We start from the raw sequence: 17635 nt of genomic DNA, 5'->3' as shown, positions 1-17635 counted from the left end.
TATATTGAGAAGGCCATACTAGCCCAGGCGAGTGGCCGTCGCTCTATTTGAGCTGCCACGAATATTTCGAGTAACCGCCAGCGTTCATGACGCTGAGGGTTTGCACCGGTATAATCCCAGCCATTTGACACTGCACAGATTTCATACTGCGCAGGTTTCATATTGCATAGGTTCGCCCCGGCCCGCGCGAACGCCCACCCTTCAGATCGAGCGATTCATGGACAAGACGTATCAACCCGAGCAGATCGAAAGGCGCTGGTATCAGCGCTGGGAAGCTGACAACCGCTTTGCGCCCAAAGGCTCGGGCTCGCCCTATTCGATCATGATTCCGCCACCCAACGTCACCGGCAGCCTGCACATGGGCCACGCCTTTCAGGACACCATCATGGATACCCTGATTCGCTGGCGGCGCATGCAGGGCAATAACACCCTATGGCAGATAGGCACCGACCACGCCGGTATCGCCACCCAGATGCTAGTGGAGCGCAAGCTCGCCGCGGAAGACGGCAAGACCCGCCACGATCTGGGCCGCGAGGCCTTTCTCGACAAGGTTTGGGAATGGAAGGCGGAGTCCGGTGGACAGATCACCCAGCAGCTACGGCGCATGGGGGCGAGTCTCGACTGGTCCCGGGAGCGCTTCACCATGGACGAAGGCTTCTACAAGGCGGTGCAGGAAGTCTTCGTGCGGCTGTTCAACGAGGGGTTGATCTATCGCGGCAAGCGCCTGGTCAACTGGGACCCGACCCTGCACACGGCGATCTCCGATCTGGAGGTAGAAAACCGCGATCAGCAGGGTCAATTCTGGCATTTTCGCTACCCACTCGCGGACGGCGCGACAACGGATGACGGCAAGGAGTATCTGGTCGTTGCTACCACCCGCCCGGAAACCCTGCTCGGCGATACCGGTGTGGCGGTCAACCCGAACGACTCACGCTACGCATCCCTAGTTGGCAAATTCATCGAATTGCCCCTGGTAGGCCGGCGTATTCCCATCGTGGCGGATGAGCACGCGGACATGGACAAGGGCTCCGGGTGCGTAAAGATCACCCCGGCCCACGACTTCAACGACTACGAGGTAGGCAAGCGTCAGCATCATGTGCTGATCAACGTCTTCACCCAGGATGCTCGGGTACGTGACTCGGCGGAAATCTTCGATCTTCAGGGTCGACCGCTACCGGAAGAAGACGCCAGCCTGCCCCAGGCCTATGCTGGTCTCGACCGCTTTAACGCCCGTACACGGATCGTTGCGGACATGGACGCGCTGGGGCTGCTCGAACAGGTCGAAACCGTTAGCAACACCCTGCCTTTTGGTGACCGCTCCGGCGACGTCATCGAACCGCTACTGACGGATCAGTGGTTCGTCGCCGTGGAATCCCTCGCCAAGCCCGCCATCGCCGCGGTGGAAAACGGCGATATCCAGTTCGTGCCAAAAAACTACGAAAACATGTACTTCGCCTGGATGCGCGACCTGCAGGACTGGTGCATCTCCCGTCAACTGTGGTGGGGCCATCGTATTCCTGCCTGGTACGATCCGGCAGGCAACATTTATGTCGCCCGCTCTGAGGCCGAAGCCCGGGAGAAATACAATCTGGCAGCAGATGTTGCGCTGACTCAGGACGAGGACGTACTCGACACTTGGTTCAGCTCCGGGCTATGGACCTTCGCCACCCTAGGCTGGCCCGAGGACACCCCGGAACTCAAGACTTTCCATCCCACCAGCGTGCTGGTCACCGGTTTCGACATCATCTTTTTCTGGGTCGCCCGGATGATCATGATGACCCTGAAATTCACCGGCGAAGTGCCCTTCAAGACGGTCTACGTGCACGGCCTGGTGCGGGATGCCCAGGGTCAGAAGATGTCCAAGTCCAAGGGCAACGTGCTCGACCCCATCGATCTGATCGATGGCATCGAGCTGGACACCCTGATGGACAAGCGCACCGGCAACATGATGCAACCGCAAAAGGCCAAGGCCATCGCCAAGGCCACCAGCAACGAGTTCCCCGAGGGCATCGAACCCCACGGTACCGATGCGCTGCGCTACACCTTCTTGTCCTTGGCCACTACCGGTCGGGACGTCAAGTTCGACATGGGCCGCCTGGACGGCTTCCGCAACTTCTGCAACAAGCTGTGGAACGCCTCCCGCTACGTGCTGATGAATGCCGAGGAGCAGGATTGCGGCCTTGGGGACGAAACCGTCGAGCTCTCCCTGGCGGATCGCTGGATCGTCTCGAAACTGCAGCGCACCGAATCTCAGGTCACCAAGGCACTTGCAGAATTCCGCTTCGACCTCGCGTCCCAGGCGCTGTATGAATTCGTCTGGAACGAATACTGCGACTGGTATCTGGAGCTCTCCAAACCGGTGCTGTGGGACGAGAACGCCGCCCTTGAAGCCAAGCGTGGTACTCGCCGAACCCTGGTGCGGGTGCTCGAGGCCATCCTGCGCCTGGCGCATCCGATGATGCCCTTCATCACCGAGGAGATCTGGCAGCGGGTAGCCCCTATTGCAGGCAAGGCAAGCGGCGACGGCTCTGAATCGATCATGGATCAGCCTTGGCCCGAGGCCCAGACTGGCAAGATCGACGAGCAATCCGAGCGAGATATCGAGTGGCTCAAAGGGGTGATCAACGCGGTGCGCAATATACGCGCCGAGATGAACATTGCCCCGGGCAAGCTGCTGGACGTGCTGCTGACAAAAGGCAGCGACAAGGATCGCCAGCGCCTGGAGAACAATCACCGCTTTCTTTCAAAGCTTGCCAAGCTGGCCAGCACCAGCTGGCTCGACGATCCCGCCCAAGCGCCGCTATCCGCTACTCAGCGAGTCGGCGATATGGAAGTGCTGGTGCCCATGGCGGATCTCATCGACAAAGAAGCCGAGCTCGCCCGCCTGACCAAGGAGCTGGACAAACAGGACAAGCTCATTGCCGGCGTGGAAAAGAAGCTTTCCAACGAAAGCTTCATCGCCAAGGCCCCGGCTGAAATCGTCGAAAAGGAGAAAGCCAAACTCGACGATATGCGCAATGCCCGTGCCGTGCTGATGGAGCAGCGAGAAAGAATCGCCGCGCTTTAGGCAGCGATTCCTTAGAACATATTGCCTTGCAAAACCTCAGGGTTTGGCCCTGAGGTTATTTGTAGCACACCTCTTGCCAGTTACCAGCCATGCTTGGCCATACGGCACATCACGCTATTTATTGGTCTTGCGAAAACCCGCCAGTACACGACCATCCCGCCCCATCAGTACCAGCCGATCATGGTCGATCAGATAGCGATGCGCCTGGGAAAGCAGCTGGCTGACTTGCGCCGACTGTGCCTGCCCGGGACAAGCCATACGGGAACTGGCAAGCTCGGAGATCGAAATACCACGACCTTCGCTCAAGGCAGCCTCTCCCATCAGACGATTACAGCCGTCGCTACCGCTGAGTCTCAATCTATTTCCTTCCGGCCGTAGTTCAAAATAGGCCTTGTCTTCCTCTCGCCAGGGTTGATCGGTACCAATGAGTGTCAGTACCCAATGTGGGCCCACCAAGGGCGATGATGACTGCTCCCCACTCGCCTCGCTCTCGACTTGCGTCGGTGTGCTGCAACCGCTTAATAGAATTACCGACAACACCAAGGCTACCCATACACGCATCCTTAACTCTCCCTAGGAACTCAATTGATTTATTGATGCTTATTGAAACCTCAAGCCTCTCCGGTAGAAGAAGGACTTACATACATCTCGTAACGTGCCGTGATACCGAAGCTTTCTCCCCCTTCGGCGATCACCAGATCACGCCCGGAGAATTTTGCCAGATACAGACGCCGATCCGCCAAGTCGATTACATCGTTCAGCGCCCGTTTTTCATAAGACCAGGCCAACCCCATGGAAAGCGTCACCTGGAGTATGCGCTTGTCCAGGCGGCAGGGCTGACTGGCCAGCTCTGCGCGCAAGCGAGCAGCGATTCCCACGCCCTCCTCGAAGTTGGTATCGGGAAGCAGTATTAGAAACTCTTCTCCACCGACACGACCGATGCAATCCCTTTCCCGCAACGCACGTTGTAACAGCTGGGCAATATGATGCAGCACCTTGTCACCAGCGCCATGTCCATAGCTGTCATTGACTTGCTTGAAATGATCCGCATCGAGAAGCAGCACAGCAAAAGGACGCTGCTGACGCCATAGCATATCGGCTCGCTCAATGATGGCGCGGCGATTGAACACGCCGGTCAAGGAATCTTTATAGGCGTCGCTTCGAAAGCGCCGTTCGGTGACCTCGCTCACGATGTAGACCTGTAACGCGATAAAAGTGATCAGGACGAAAGTGGTCATCAAGTTGAAGGCGAGCAGCATCCTTCGAGCCAGATCACCAAGGGGCCAACTACCCCAAAGTCCGAATAGCCACTGCAGCATGATAAGAAACGCCCCCAGCAATAGACCACTGAGTATTATCTTGTAGCGCTGCTGTAGATCACTGATCACGATTTCGAGTAGAAAGATAAAAAAGTAGTACTCAAAGCCCACGTCGTTTCCCAACAACATGCCCGCGACAACGACCAGCACAAAAACAAAGAACAGTTTGAGCAAGAGCGCCAGCACGAGCCAGCCACGGCGATGAAGACCAATCGTCAGGAAATTGGCAATGATGCACAGCAAATTGAGTACGTTCAGTGCCAGAATGTCGACCCATATGAAAATGGGCACGAAAACAATATGGATTGCCGTTACGAAAAGATAGATGCGCACGAATATCTGAAAACTTCGGCGGCGTTCCAAAGGTAAAGTTTCAGGAGGAGATAGCACGTGCTCATTCAGGTATCGCCCCATGGCATTGTCCATAACACTGTGCTCACTTTTCATAGCCCGTTGTAGGTCGTTGTTATAATTAAAAGTAGTCGAGGCCAGGTATTGCTATCATGGGCAGCATGACACCCTGCTTTTCAACGCTATTCGAGCATACCGATGCCAGCTCATCGACGCTTTTTTTTTTCAGACAAACTCGTTTCAAGCAACGATTTCTGAAGTTATACACACAAAAAAATAGATTACTCATCGCAATTTTTTTATACAAAAATGCTATTCCAGAAGTGCAGTTGACCCTTATTATTTATATGATACGGCCGCTGCCCTACGCAGCACGTGGAAAAATATTTCGCCATTTAATTCACAATCGAGTCGCTTTATCCTCTATTGACTGATAATTCATCGCATTCAAAGGAACCAACATGCTCAACGCATTGCACAATGAAGCACTGGGTAAGCTCGTTCTCCGACTGAGCGTTGGCGGGTTGATATTGCTGCATGGAATTGCCAAATTGCTTAACCCAAGCAGCATGAGTCGAATCGGTGATCGTGTCGCTAACTATGGACTACCTGAATTTCTAGCCTATGGCGTACTGCTTGGTGAGGTTGTAGCGCCTGTGATGCTGGTATTAGGCTGGCAGTCACGTATTGCAGGATTACTCATCACCATCAATATGATAGTCGCCATTATCCTGGTTCACACAAATGAATTGTTTGCGTTGGGAAGCAGCGGAGGCTGGGCGCTCGAATTACAGGGCATGTTCCTGTTCGGCGCTCTGACAATCGTGTTCCTGGGCAGTGGCCGCATGGCCCTGCGGCCTGACTAGGACTTTTCTTCTGGCGCGACAGAGTCGAATTTGCGACCAACTGCGTCGAACGACTTGAGAACTTCGTGAACTTCGCGGCCAAGATCAGTCAGGCCATAGGTAACTTTCGGGGGTATCGTCTCTTCTTGCTCCCGCCATACCAGATCATCCTTCGCCAGCTCCCGTAGTCGGCTCGTCAGCACCTTGGGAGAAACCGGCGCCAAGCGGCGCTGGATGGCATTGAACCGTACAGGCCCCTCCTCTCCCAGCAGATAGATGATATGTGTCTTCCAGCGTCCCGCAATCGCTCGCAGAGCCGGGGCGGCGGGGCAAGTATCGGGAGTTGTCTCGCGTTTCACCGTTATCTCCAGGCTTGAATGAAAGGAATTGGAAAGCCACTTTCCAAAAGGTAACGACTTTCCATTCAAAAATGGGGAACTATACTAGCCTGAATCGAAAGACAAGATAAGGAGCGCACGAATGAGACGGACCTCATACCCCCGCCCCAAGCGCGTGACCAGTCATGACGCTGCCGACAATGAGACCTAATAGCCGGCAGCGCACGAAACTTGCCCACGAGATACCGCTGTAACGATCAATCTCGGCGGCAGGTGCCTTCCTCGACGGGCCGCAGTCAGCAGGGCCGCGAGGGTACTCCCCTGACCCCTAAGGAAACTGCCATGAAAAGAATAAAGCAGCTCGGAAAAACCTTCCTTGCGTTTGCTACAGGCGCGGCGATGCTCATTCAACCGCTCGCGTTCACCACCTCGGCACAGGCACAGGAAGCCAGCCAGCCCCTGCATCTTGAAGGCCTTTCGAAAGAGCCGACCGAAGCCGCCAACGCCGCTCTCTTTGATCCCACCGACGCGGTTTTGCTGCTGCTCGATCACCAGACGGGCCTGTTCCAGACTGTAAACGATGTTCCTGTTGATGACCTGCGTCGTAATACGGTCGTGCTGGCAAAGATCGCGAAACAGGCGGATATCCCGATCATCTATACCGCATCCGAGCCCGATGGTCCCAACGGCCCGCTCATGAAAGAACTGGCCGACGTGTTGCCCAGCAGTGCGAAATTCATCCGGCGTCAGGGCGAGGTAAGTTCCTGGGATAACGCGGACTTCGTCGAAGCCGTCGAGGCAACCGGCCGCAAGACGCTGGTGATCGCGGGCGTCTGGACCAGTGTCTGCGTCGCTTTTCCTGCCCTGCAGGCTCATGCCGAAGGCTACGACGTGGTCGTGGTGATGGATGCCTCGGGCGACGTCAGCAAGATGGCTTCTGACGCGGCACTCGAGCGGATGGTGGCAGGGGGAATCGTACCGGTCACCACCAACACCGTCCTGAGCGAGACGCACCGCACCTGGAACCGTCCGGACGCCGCCGAATGGGGCGCGCTCTACGCCGAACTCGTGCCGGAATACGGCTCGGCGGTTGAAAGCTATACCCGCGCCCAGGAAGCAGCAACCAAGTCCGACGCCAAAGAGTAAGACGACCACCTTGTCCCGATGGACCGACGGACAGGCCTTTGACGAAATTGGCGGTCGCGCCCGAGCGCGGCCGCCTTCACCTCAGAAAAAGGAAGACGTGATGGTATCGTTCAAAAAGATCGGCCCCCAGGCCGTTGCGCTCGCCGCCCTCATCGCGGGCGGTCCCGCCCTCTCCCAGGACCAGCAGCCCGCTGACCTCATCGTCATGAATGCCGGCAAGGTCTTTACGGGGGCTGACGGGCAGCCGGATGCGACCGCTTTCGCGGTCAAGGACGGGACCTTCATCGAAGTCGGCGATGATGCCGCGATCGAAGCCTTTCGCGGCGATGGCACGCAAGTCATCGACGCCAAGGGCCGCACGGTGATTCCGGGCCTCAACGACTCGCATTCCCACCAGGTCCGAGGCGGGCGTTTCTACAATCTGGAAACACGCTGGGACGGCATTCCCACCTTGAAAGCCGCAATGGAGCGGATCCGCACGGAAGCGGATCGGGTTCCTGAGGGCGGATGGGTGCGCGTGATCGGCGGCTGGTCGCCCTATCAATTCGAGGAACGACGCATGCCGACCGTGGAGGAGCTGAACGAAGCGGCGCCCGATACCCCGGTTTTCGTGCTGTTTCTCTACAGCAAGGGATTCCTGAACCAGGCCGGTGTCGAGGCGCTGGGTTACACACCGGAGACGGAAACCGCTGACGGCTCCCGCATCGAGTTCCTGGACGGTGGCGGTGCGATCCTGCACGCCGAGCCGAACCCGTCGATCCTCTACAAGACCATCGGCGCACTGCCGCAGATGTCCGAAGAGAACCAGATCAACTCGACCCGCCAGTATTACCATGAGCTGAATCGCCTGGGCCTGACCTCCTCCATCGATGCCGGTGGCGGCGGGCACGTATTCCCCGAGGATTACGTCGGATCCCGCAGCATCGCGACCAATGGCGGCCTACCGCTACGGGTCAGCTACTATCTCTTTGCTCAGAATGCTGGAAAAGAGGCCCAGGAATTCAACGAGTGGATTGCCAACAACGAGGTCGGCGTGAACGAGGACGTTCATCTCGATCATGGCTACGAGCTGGAAGGCGGCGGCGAGTTTCTGGTTCATAGCGTTGGAGACTGGGAGAACTTCCTGGCACCGGCCCCGGATCTGGAAGAGCGCGAGGCGAACGGTCAGGACCCGCGCGGCGACCTGCACGAGGTCACGACGATGCTGGTCGAAGCCGGGTGGCCGCTGCGCCAGCACGCGACCTATGGTGACAGCATCGAACTGATCATGGACGTATTCGAGCAGGTGAACGAGGAACAGGGTGAGTTCGCTCCGCGATGGGCCATCGATCATGCGGAAACCGTCCGGGACGCCGAGCTGGAGCGGATCAAGGCTTTGGGCGGCGGGGTCGCGATCCAGGACCGCATGGCGTTTGCAGGTGAATACTTCGTCGACCGCTACGGCGCCGAGGCTGCCAAAGCTGCGCCGCCGGTGCGCAAGATGTTGGACATGGGGATCCCAGTCGGTGCCGGCACCGATGGCACCCGCGTCAGCAGCTACAACCCCTGGCCCTCGCTCTACTGGCTGGTTACGGGCAAGACCGTCGGCGGCCTGCAGCTTTGGGGCGAAGAGAACAAGCTGAGCCGTGAAGAGGCATTGGACATCTTCACTTCTGGCAGCGCGTGGTTCTCCCAGGAAGAGGACGTGAAGGGTGAGATTGAGGAAGGCATGTATGCCGACTTCGCGATCCTGTCCGATGACTACTTCTCGGTTCCCGAGAAGGAGATCATGGACCTGGAATCGGTGCTTACCGTGACAGGTGGCAACGTCGTCTACGCCGCCGAGCCCTTCTCCGAGTTCGCGTCGGACGATCTTCCTCCGGTCAGCCCCGAGTGGTCGCCCGTGGTGACCTATCAGGATGCACTTGAAGCACGCTGATGCATTGTCGCCGCGCCGATACCGGCGCGGCGACATGCTTCCCAATTCAAATTCGCAAGCTGCTTCATTGGTGGCGATCATGTGTTTGGAGGGTGTTTACAAACGTCACGAGCGACTCACCCCATTTGCGACTCGAGCAAACGCTTTTTCACATTCAGCGCTTCCAAACGCGCTTCGAAAAGCCCAGGAAAGCGCTTGTACCAAGTCTGATTGAGGGGGGATGGGTGCGGCAGCGGTGCCAGATTGAAGATCGCTCGTTCCCCGCTCTCCAGGATCAAGGGTGTAGAGTGCACGGACTCGAAGCGATCCTCCCGTTTCCAGAAAGCATCCAACGCCTGACGCACGTCTTTCGGCTGATTGATACCGAACCACAAAAAGGCTTCCCGGCCCAGGGTGATCAGGGTGCGCCCCTGCCAATGCGTGACCAATAGCTCCGCTATCAATGGCTGAAAGCGCTTCTTGATCGCCATGGACCAGGCCTTGTTGCCGGTAGGCTTGTAGGGCACCGTATTGGCCCAGAACACATGCCGACCGACTTCGAGTGACGCCTCGAAATCTAGCGGAGGTTCGCCATGAAGTGCTTCAAAGAGCGGTCCGCGAACCTTTTGCCCGCCGCTGCCAATGAAGGGCACTCCGTGCTTGATTTCCTGGCGCCCGGGATCGCGGCCGAAAATGCCAATGGGTGTATCTCTGGGCCCGAGACCAATCACCGGCTCCAGAGGATCCTTGTCGAACTGGCGATAAACCTCCAGATCGACGCCTTCCAGATTCTCCGCTTCGCGACGAAAGGCAGTGCGTAATGAGTCGCTTAGTTGCAGAAGCCCTCCTTGGCGATAAACCCGCGCGTAACGTCTATTGATGAGTGCAGCAGATCATTTTACCAGGTACCGGTATTCTCCATGGACGCCCAGGGCTCCTTGGGCTCCAGGGCATCGCCTGACTGCAACAGCTCGATGGAAATTCCATCGGGGCTCTTCACGAAGGCCATGTAGCCATCTCGCGGGGGACGATTGATGGTCACGCCGCTTACCTGCAGATGCTCGCAAAGTGCGTAGATATCATCGACCCGATAAGCCAGATGGCCGAAATTGCGCCCGCCGTCGTACTCTTCCGGATCCCAGTTGTGGGTCAATTCGATCATCGGGGCGCGATCTTCCTGGGCGCGCTGCTTGTCATTCGGTGCTGCCAGAAAGACTAGGGTGAAGCGCCCCTTGTCGCTATCCTTGCGACTGATCTCCTCGAGCCCGAGCAGGTCGCAGTAGAAGTGCAGAGAGGCGTCCAGGTCGTTGACCCGCACCATGGTGTGAAGATATTGCACGGTGGGTGGCTCCTGACGATCGATTATTGCGATTGCGGATACTGGCTGAACACTTCCGGCTGCTCTCCATCCCGCCAGAGATAGACCGCGTACTCATCCTCGCGCCCGGTTTCCATGCCCGGTGACCCCTGGGGCATGCCGGGCACTGCCAGCACCGCTGGCTCCGCATCGCTTTCAAGCAGGCGCTTCACGTCGCTTGCGGGCACATGGCCTTCGATCACATGCTCACCTACCTTGGCGGTATGGCAAGAGGCCAGCTGAGGATGTACACCCTGCTCGCGCTTGAGGGTACTCATCTCCGAGGTGGCATGCTGTGTCACTTCGAAGCCGTTTTCCTCCATGTGTTCTGCCCAGGCGGTGCAGCAGCCACAGTTGGGATCTTTCCACATCTCGACGGTAGGCGCGGCCCAAAGCGGCAGGGAAACAAGCCCCAGCGCCAGCATGGAAAGCCCTTGACGAAGGCGTTTGGAAGAAGCAGTTGTGAACATGATGTGTCTCACTTTTTCTGTTGCTGCCGATTACGGCATGATAGGGCATTATCGCATGGGGTGTCCCGCCGACATTGATCCGGATCAGCCATTAGAGAGGAAGCGTCCAATGCCCGATTACTGCGACCTTGCGCCAGGCCATCCGTTCCATGGCCCTTATCACGACCATGAATACGGTTTTTCCGTGGATGACGATAACGTGCTGTTCGAACGTCTGGTGCTGGAAATCAATCAGGCGGGGCTTTCCTGGCTGACGGTGCTGAAAAAGCGCGCCGCTTTTCAAAACGCATTCGAGGGGTTCGCGATAGCGAAAGTCGCCGACTATGGCAGTCAGCAGCGCGAACGGCTGCTGAACGACGCCTCGATCATTCGTAATCGGCTGAAGATCGATGCCGCCATTCACAATGCCGGCATCGTTCAGGGGTTACAGCGGGAATACGGCAGCTTCAAGGCCTGGCTGGACCTGCACCACCCATTATCCCTGGAAGAGTGGGTGCGCCTGTTCAAGCGCACCTTTCGCTTCACGGGCCCGGAGATCGTCAACGAAATGTTGATGAGCACCGGCTATCTGCCCGGCGCCCATCGTGATGACTGCCCGGTGCAGCAGCGAATTCTTGCCGCCGCACCACCCTGGGCTGACACATCCTCCTAACGGGGTTCGCTCGCCAACGCCTTCCACACCGAATAGCACATGGCCAGCAGCACCAGGGAGAACGGCAGCCCGGTGGCCGTTACCCCTGCCTGCAACGCCGTGAGGCCGCCGCCGATCAGTAGTGCAATGGCGATCATGCCTTCCGCCGTGGCCCAGAACATGCGCTGGGGTACCGGCGCGTCCGTCTTGCCGCCGGCGGTGATGGTATCCACCACCAGAGAACCGGAATCCGACGAGGTGACGAAGAAGATCAGCGTCAGAATGATGGCGATGGTGGAGACGATACGCGGGAACGGCAATTCGTTGAGCATACCGAACAGGGAAAGCTCCGGGCTGTAGCTGTCGATCACGTTGGCTTTCACCAGGCTGCCTTGCGGGTCGGTAAACACCTGATCGAGCGCAATGCCACCGAAGACGCCCATCCAGAGGAAGATCACCAGGGTTGGCACCAGCAGTACTGCAATGACGAATTCGCGCACCGTACGGCCCCGGCTTACCCGAGCGATGAACATGCCGACAAACGGTGACCAGGAAATCCACCAGGCCCAGTAGAAGGCACTCCAGTCCTCCCGATAGGCATCGTCCGTGCGGCCGAAGGGCATGGAAAGCGGCACGAACTCCCGGATATAGGTAGTCACCCCATCCCAGGCGCTGCCGAGAGCCGTGAGAGTCGGCCCCGCAAAGAGCACAAACAGAAAGAATAAAAAGGCGGCGATCATATTGATCTCGGAGAGCACCTTGACGCCGCCATCGAGCCCGCGCCAGACCGAGATCATGGCGACTGCGGTAACGATGACGATGATGCTGATCTGGACCGTGAGACTGATTTCGAGCCCAAAGACATAGTTGAAGCCCGCATTGGCCTGCTGTGCCCCGAGCCCCAGAGACGTCACCAGTCCGAACAGGGTGGAAAACACCGCCAGCACATCGATTGCATGGCCCGGCCAGCCCCAGACTCGCTCCCCCAAGATCGGATAAAAGGAAGAGCGTATCGAAAACGGCAGGCCTTTATTGTAAGTGAATACCGAAAGGGACAGCGCCATCAATGCATAGATCGCCCAGCCATGCAGCCCCCAGTTCAGGAAGGTGCCCGCGAGGCCCATCGCCCGAGCCTGGGCAATATTCTCCTGAATGAGCTCACCGTCCGCACCGAAGGGCGCCGGCGTATTCAGCGGCATTGATACGGCAGTGTGGTAGACCGGCTCAAGCACGCCAAAGAACAGCAGCCCGATCCCCATTCCCGCAGCGAACAGCATCGAGAACCAGGAAAGATAGGAGTAGCTGGGCCGTGCTTCCTTCCCCCCCAGTCGCACCGCACCATAAGGGGATATCACCAGCGCAAGACAGAAAAACAGATAGAGATTGACGGCAATGAAGAAGTACCAGTCCAGCGTCTTGATAGAAAAATTGACGACCGCCTGGAAAACCTGGCCAGCAACGTCCGGAAACAGCAATGTGAGGAGGATGAACGCAATCGTGATGCCCGCAGAAACGGCAAATACCCGATTGTGTATGTCGAAGCTGAAAGGGCCGAAACTCCCCTCGACATTATCCTGACCCACCACATAGTCTGTATCGATGAGTGAATCTTTGGAGACCGAAGCGCCCCCATTTTTGTGAGAGTTTTCTGTCATTTTTTTGTCTCGTTAGAGAATATTCTCTGCGTTTGAATTTTCTTGAAAGCTGCTCATGCGCCACCACGGCGCTTTATCACATGCGATTGCAACGGCTGCAAGGGCTACACCCGGTTATAATGAAAATCGTCATGCTTTTACTGTACAAGGACAACTATCTTCATGGATTCCTTGACTCAGGCCTGTCTGGGCGCCGCGGTGGGAGGCGCCATTCTCGGCCCACGCCTGGGGCGCAAGGCGCTGCTTGCCGGCGCCGTGCTCGGCACCCTGCCGGATCTCGATGTGATGATCGACTACGGCGATGCGGTGGCGGACTATACCTATCATCGCGGCTTCAGTCATTCGCTGCTGGTATTGAGCGCTTTGGCACTGATACTTGCACTGCTGTCGGCACGCTTCATTACCCGAAGGGGAATTTCCCTGAGGCAATGGGGCCTGTTTTATGGCGCCTGTCTGTTGACCCATCCGCTACTCGATGCCTTCACCGCCTACGGTACTCAGCTCCTGTGGCCGCTGAGTCTCCCGCCGGTCAGCTGGTCGAGCATTTTCATTATCGACCCACTATACACTCTGCCGCTGTTTGTCGCTGTGGTTTACGTACTGCTACGAGGTTATCGGTCCCATGCGCTGGTTTGGGGATTGGCCCTGTCGAGTGCCTATCTGGTGTTTTCCCTGGGCGCAAAAGGGATCATCGATGCCCGGGTCGAGCCTTTACTTGCAAGACAAGGACTGGAGGATGCGCCTCGGCTGGTACAGCCGACTCCGTTCAATACACTGCTGTGGCGAGTCACGGTGATCGACGACGGCGACTATCAGGAAGCCCTTATAGGATTGTTCGATACCCAAGCACCGCTGTTCGAGAGCTTTCCACGAGGAGCACGCCTTGAGGAGGCTGCGCTGAATATCGCCAGCGGACGCCGCCTTTACTGGTTCGCCGGACCGTTCCTGAGCTATCGCACCCAGGCAGGGGATGGGACGACGGGATTGATTGCCACGGATCTGCGCCTGGGCATGCCCGGCTTTCATCCTTTCGTTTTTTATCTTGCAGCAAGGGACGGCGACGGCTGGGAGCCGATTGCCACGCAGTTGCTAACCGCGCGCTCTGCCGGTTCTCGAGCGCTCGCCTTGCTGGCCCGGCGCATCTTTTCCCCGGACCTGCGTCTGTGCCCTTCTGCCTTCATTCGTCCATCTCGAGCAGTCTCTGTCGAAGCATGCCCTTCTTCCAAGGCGTCCGCCTACGGACGCTTCTCGATACCCTGACCGCAGCCGAGAAGCTGCTGCCCGTCAGAGGTGATATTGACGCGCACCGGGAAAGGCTTGCCACTTGCGGTATCGAAACAGGCCCTGGCCTCCAGTTCGACGGTCAGTGGCTGAGCTGCATCCAGGCTGACCAGGGTCATGCTGGCATGCTGGCCGTTGACGATCTTGCCCACCTTGTAGGGAAGTATCAGGGTGCGTTTGCCATAGTCCGTCACCCAGCTCAGTCTCGAGGTCTTGCGATCCAGTCTGAGCGCCCAACCGGGTTCGTGGCCCTTGGCGTAGAAGATCGTATCGGGATGCTGGTGGCGCCCCCAAGTGTCGCGCTGTACATCCTGGCGACATTCGAGCCGCCCTTTATCGCTCTCGACGAGGGCGATAGTGCCCTTGTTCCAGAACGAGAGATCGTTCTGGACGTAGCGCGCGCCAGACGCCACCACGGCCGGGTCGAGTTCGAAATATCCCTGTCCGGACCATAGACGCAACCGATTGTCCGGAAAGGCGGTAATCAGATCCTGAGTCGGGGTACAGCGCCAGGCCATGAACGCTTCGCCGCCATCGGCGAAAAAGGCCGATGGCAACAAGGGTGAGGAGGTAGAGGGTTGCCCTTGCGATGCATCGGCACCTACTGCGGGAGCGGCAGGGGTTGAGTCGACCCCCCGCTCCTCCGTTGGAGGCGAAGCGGAGGGCAATAGCGAAGATGAGGCGGCGCACCCCGTCAAAATGAACGCAAAGACCCCAGTAGCAATGAACCTCACAACCACCTCCAGAATTAAAAAACTAATTAATTGAAGATGATGTTACCAGTCATTGCCTGCGGATCATGCTGTTTACCACCTCCTTTTTCGGCCTCATTTTGTGCAATTGAGCCGCCGCATCATCGATTAATGCCGCTTCAATCGTAGTTACGCCGCAACTCTTTCGCCGCCGTCACCATGTTAGCCAGGGCCGGCTCGACTTCCGCCCAGCCGCGAGTCTTGAGACCGCAATCGGGGTTGATCCACAGGCGCTCGGCAGGCACCTTCTCCGCGGCCTTTTGCATCAAATCCACCATCCAGCTCACCTCGGGAATGTTCGGCGAGTGGATGTCGTAGACCCCTGGCCCAATCTCGTTGGGATAGGCGAAGTCTTCGAAAGCATCGAGCAGCTCCATGTCGGAACGGGAGGTCTCGATGGTAATGACGTCCGCATCCAGCGCCGCGATGGCGCCGATGATGTCATTGAACTCCGAGTAGCACATGTGGGTATGAATCTGGGTGTCGTCCTGGGCCACCGCTGCCGAGAGCTTGAAGCACTCCACTGCCCAGTCCAGGTACGCCTGCCAATGCTCCCTTCGTAAAGGCAAGCCTTCTCGCAGTGCCGGCTCGTCGATCTGAATGATGCCGATGCCGGCCGCCTCGAGATCCGCCACTTCGTCCCGCAGCGCCAGCGCGATCTGACGGCAGGTGGTTTCACGGGGTTGATCGTCCCGCACGAAGGACCACTGCAGGATCGTCACCGGTCCGGTCAACATGCCTTTCATCGACGCCTGGGTCAGGCTTTGCGCATACTCGCTCCAGCGCACGGTCATGGCCTGAGGGCGAGCAACGTCGCCGAAGATGACCGGCGGCTTGACGCAGCGTGACCCGTAGCTCTGCACCCAGCCAAACCGGGTGAAGGCAAAGCCATCGAGCAATTCGCCGAAGTACTCCACCATGTCGTTGCGCTCGGCTTCCCCGTGCACCAGCACATCAAGGCCCAAAGCCTGCTGGCGCTCGACCGCAAAGGCGATCTCTTCACGCATACAGTTTTCGTAGGCTGCGAGCTCCAGAGTGCCTGCCTTGAAGGCGCGGCGAGCGGCGCGAATATTATCGGTCTGGGGGAATGAGCCAATGGTGGTAGTGGGGAACAGTGGCAGATCGAAACGCTGGCGCTGTTTCCGAGCGCGGGCCGAATAGGCGCTGGCCCGCTCCGCATCGTTCTTGCCAAGGGCGCCGAGACGCTTGGCAACGGCAGGCTTGTGAATGCGATTCGAATTACGCCGGGCCTCAAGCGCAGCGGTGGCCTCCGCCAGGCGCGTTTCATCTTCAGGGGTGCCGCGATCGTCCAGCAGCCGCGCCAGAAGCGCGACTTCATCGAGCTTCTGGCGGGCAAAGGACAGCCAGCTCTTGAGCTCGCTATCAAGCGCCGTTTCGCTTGCGAGATCCACAGGCACGTGCAGCAGCGAACAACTCGGCGCCAGCCATAGGCGGTCTCCCAGCCGCGACCTGGCCTGGGCGAGAGTCTCCCGCAGGGCGGCCAGATCAGCGCGCCAGATATTGCGTCCGTCGATGGCGCCAACGGAAAGAATCTTGTAGCTCGGCAAGCGATCGATGACGCGCTCGAGTTGATTCGGGCCACGCACCATGTCGATATGCAACGCTTCGACAGGCAGACCAACCGCCAAGGCCAGATTGTCTCCCAGATCGCCAAAATAGGTGGCTAGCAGTACCTTGACCCGAGCCGACTGCAAACGGTTGTAGGCATGCTCAAACGCCTGCTGCCAGGGCTTGGGCAGATCCTGTACCAGGGCCGGCTCATCGAGCTGCACCCACTCGACGCCTTGCTGGGCAAGACGTGCCAGGATGTCGCCATAGACTTTTATGACCCCCTCGAGCAGATCGAGACGATCGAAACCCTCGTCCTTCTCCTTGCCCAGCCACAGCCAGGTCACGGGGCCGAGCAGCGACACCTTGATTTTGTGACCGGCCGTCTTGGCCTCCTCGACCTCATCGAACAAGCGCTCGCTGGCGATACGAAAACTCTGATTCTGGTGAAGCTCCGGGACCAGATAGTGATAGTTGGTGTCGAAGTACTTGGTCATCTCGCAGGCGGCGGCGGAGGTGCCGGTAGGTGCGCGACCTCGTGCCATGCGAAAAGTGGTATCGAGATCCACGTCATTTCCATCATGTCCGAAACGCGGCGGCACTACCCCGATCAACGCCGAAAGATTGAGTACCTGATCGTAGAAGGCAAAATCACCCACGCTGACCAGATCGAGGCCAGCATCACGCTGATCATCCCAGTGACGCTTGCGCAATTCAGCGCCAGTCTCTTCCAGGGCCGCCTGATCGATTTCGCCTTTCCAATACGCCTCGAGGGCATGCTTGAGCTCTCGTTGGGCACCGATGCGGGGATAGCCAAGAGTATGTGCCAGTGTCATCGTTATTCCTTGAAGAAATTAAACAGTAAAATCCGTAATAGTTTTCACCATATGCGTTGAATGAAGTGTTACTGGCGGCGAAAGGTGAATCAAACTAAATTAATTAATCATCAACGTGAAC

15 protein-coding genes are annotated in these 17635 nt (G+C 57.9%); 6 read left to right on the top strand and 9 right to left on the bottom strand.

All coding sequences use genetic code 11. The features are described 5' to 3' along the window. Positions 1 to 217: 217 nt before the first annotated feature. On the top strand, positions 218 to 3067 hold the full coding sequence (locus H7850_RS01000; RefSeq protein WP_227367537.1) for a valine--tRNA ligase: 2850 nt from the start codon (positions 218 to 220) through the stop codon (positions 3065 to 3067). Between the two features lie 114 nt (positions 3068 to 3181). On the opposite strand, the gene H7850_RS00995 is transcribed toward H7850_RS01000, so the two are convergent. Together H7850_RS00995 and H7850_RS18205 are read right to left on the bottom strand one after the other, a co-directional pair. Beyond that, positions 3182 to 3628 carry an META domain-containing protein gene (locus tag H7850_RS00995; RefSeq protein WP_227367536.1) on the bottom strand — a complete coding sequence of 149 codons (447 nt, stop codon included), beginning with the start codon at positions 3626 to 3628 and terminating at the stop codon, positions 3182 to 3184. Between the two features lie 50 nt (positions 3629 to 3678). Continuing rightward, positions 3679 to 4677, bottom strand: a complete 999-nt coding sequence (locus H7850_RS18205; protein WP_227367535.1) for a GGDEF domain-containing protein — start codon at positions 4675 to 4677, stop codon at positions 3679 to 3681. Between the two features lie 521 nt (positions 4678 to 5198). Between H7850_RS18205 and H7850_RS00985 the strand changes: the two genes are divergently transcribed. Then, positions 5199 to 5603 (top strand): DoxX family protein, encoded by a 405-nt coding sequence (locus tag H7850_RS00985; RefSeq protein ID WP_227367534.1) that lies wholly within the window; start codon positions 5199 to 5201, stop codon positions 5601 to 5603. On the opposite strand, the gene H7850_RS00980 is transcribed toward H7850_RS00985, so the two are convergent. Continuing rightward, the gene (locus tag H7850_RS00980) at positions 5600 to 5941 is read right to left on the bottom strand and encodes a winged helix-turn-helix transcriptional regulator (RefSeq protein ID WP_227367533.1); all 342 of its coding nucleotides are present in this window, start codon (positions 5939 to 5941) and stop codon (positions 5600 to 5602) included. The two genes, H7850_RS00985 and H7850_RS00980, sit on opposite strands and share 4 nt — an antisense overlap. 321 nt (positions 5942 to 6262) lie before the next feature. On the opposite strand from H7850_RS00980, the gene H7850_RS00975 reads away from it, so the two are divergent. Beyond that, the gene (locus tag H7850_RS00975; RefSeq protein WP_227367532.1) at positions 6263 to 7066 is read left to right on the top strand and encodes an isochorismatase family protein; all 804 of its coding nucleotides are present in this window, start codon (positions 6263 to 6265) and stop codon (positions 7064 to 7066) included. A 100-nt stretch (positions 7067 to 7166) separates the two neighbouring features. Continuing rightward, a complete protein-coding gene (locus H7850_RS00970) occupies positions 7167 to 8984 on the top strand; it encodes an amidohydrolase (protein WP_319799254.1) in 1818 nt (605 codons plus the stop codon). Between the two features lie 116 nt (positions 8985 to 9100). Here the strand turns inward: H7850_RS00970 and H7850_RS00965 are convergent, their stop codons facing one another. The 3 genes from H7850_RS00965 to H7850_RS00955 form a co-directional block, all read right to left on the bottom strand. Next, positions 9101 to 9694 (bottom strand): uracil-DNA glycosylase family protein, encoded by a 594-nt coding sequence (locus H7850_RS00965; RefSeq protein ID WP_227367531.1) that lies wholly within the window; start codon positions 9692 to 9694, stop codon positions 9101 to 9103. 167 nt (positions 9695 to 9861) lie between these two features. Beyond that, on the bottom strand, positions 9862 to 10302 hold the full coding sequence (gloA, locus tag H7850_RS00960) for a lactoylglutathione lyase (RefSeq protein WP_227367530.1): 441 nt from the start codon (positions 10300 to 10302) through the stop codon (positions 9862 to 9864). Positions 10303 to 10325: 23 nt separating this feature from the next. Further along, positions 10326 to 10790, bottom strand: a complete 465-nt coding sequence (locus tag H7850_RS00955; protein WP_227367529.1) for a DUF411 domain-containing protein — start codon at positions 10788 to 10790, stop codon at positions 10326 to 10328. A 109-nt stretch (positions 10791 to 10899) separates the two neighbouring features. On the opposite strand from H7850_RS00955, the gene H7850_RS00950 reads away from it, so the two are divergent. Further along, positions 10900 to 11442 (top strand): DNA-3-methyladenine glycosylase I, encoded by a 543-nt coding sequence (locus tag H7850_RS00950; protein WP_227367528.1) that lies wholly within the window; start codon positions 10900 to 10902, stop codon positions 11440 to 11442. Here the strand turns inward: H7850_RS00950 and H7850_RS00945 are convergent. Beyond that, complete coding sequence (locus H7850_RS00945) at positions 11439 to 13076, bottom strand: BCCT family transporter (protein WP_227367527.1); 1638 nt, start codon at positions 13074 to 13076, stop codon at positions 11439 to 11441. The two genes, H7850_RS00950 and H7850_RS00945, sit on opposite strands and share 4 nt — an antisense overlap. Before the next feature lie 162 nt (positions 13077 to 13238). Here H7850_RS00945 and H7850_RS00940 point away from each other — a divergent pair, with 162 nt between their 5' ends. Then, a complete protein-coding gene (locus H7850_RS00940) occupies positions 13239 to 14336 on the top strand; it encodes a metal-dependent hydrolase (RefSeq protein ID WP_227367526.1) in 1098 nt (365 codons plus the stop codon). Here H7850_RS00940 and H7850_RS00935 read toward each other — a convergent pair. Both H7850_RS00935 and metE read right to left on the bottom strand, forming a co-directional pair. After that, entirely contained in the window at positions 14312 to 15091 is a 780-nt protein-coding gene (locus H7850_RS00935) for an MliC family protein (protein WP_227367525.1), read from the bottom strand. The genes H7850_RS00940 and H7850_RS00935 overlap by 25 nt on opposite strands. A gap of 137 nt (positions 15092 to 15228) precedes the next feature. Continuing rightward, positions 15229 to 17514, bottom strand: a complete 2286-nt coding sequence (metE, locus tag H7850_RS00930) for a 5-methyltetrahydropteroyltriglutamate--homocysteine S-methyltransferase (RefSeq protein ID WP_227367524.1) — start codon at positions 17512 to 17514, stop codon at positions 15229 to 15231. Positions 17515 to 17635 lie beyond the last annotated feature (121 nt).

The organism is Halomonas sp. M20 (genome assembly GCF_020622265.1).
Classification (GTDB): Bacteria; Pseudomonadota; Gammaproteobacteria; order Pseudomonadales; family Halomonadaceae; genus Modicisalibacter.
This window is presented reverse-complemented; position numbering and strand designations above follow the sequence as displayed.